Source organism: Pseudomonas persica, from assembly GCF_900291015.1.
GTDB lineage: Bacteria > Pseudomonadota > Gammaproteobacteria > Pseudomonadales > Pseudomonadaceae > Aquipseudomonas.
In genome coordinates this window covers 1-576 of record NZ_OLKL01000012.1, presented here as the reverse complement: position 1 = coordinate 576, position 576 = coordinate 1, and the positions used below count along the sequence as shown (strand labels likewise).

Genomic DNA, 576 nt, shown 5'->3' with positions numbered 1-576 from the left:
CCTGCGGACTGCTCGTGACGGGTAAGTACCAGCTTGATCTTCGACTTGCGCAGGGATTCGAGCAGGTCGAGGTTTTCTTCACCGGGAATACCGAATACATACTCGACACCTTCGTTTTCCAGGCATTGCACAACGACATCGGCGGCCTTGGCCATCTTGCTTGCTACCTCAAGTGATGGGACGGTGGAAGTCCATAAATGCGCAGCACGGTACGCTGGCATCGCTTAGCCCGGGTCAGGAGTGCCCCGAACCAAAGTCTTGACGTAGGGTGGGCGCGGGAAAGTCACGTTGATGTGAAAGGAATGTTGTCGCAGGCAGTGGGGCGACGCGATACCTGCCTTGGGTCGCGGTCCCTGCGGGAGTGGCTTTAGCCGCGAAGCAGGCGACGCGGTGGATGGCACCGGCTGCGCCGGTGTTCGCGGGTGAACCCGCTCCCACAGGGGGGCTGGTGCGGCGGGAAATTTTTTTCGCCACAAAGACAAAACCCCTACCTGCCTGCGCAGATAGGGGTTTTGCGAAATGAATCTTGACGATGACCTACTCTCACATGGGGAAACCCCACACTACCATCGGCGA

The 576-nt window shown here is 58.7% G+C and carries 1 protein-coding gene; it reads right to left on the bottom strand.

Features of this window, described 5'->3' with window-relative positions:
* Positions 1–155 (bottom strand): thiamine pyrophosphate-binding protein (locus tag FQ664_RS06485; protein ID WP_249791968.1); only part of this gene is annotated, 155 nt, incomplete at its 3' end.
* Positions 156–576 lie beyond the last annotated feature (421 nt).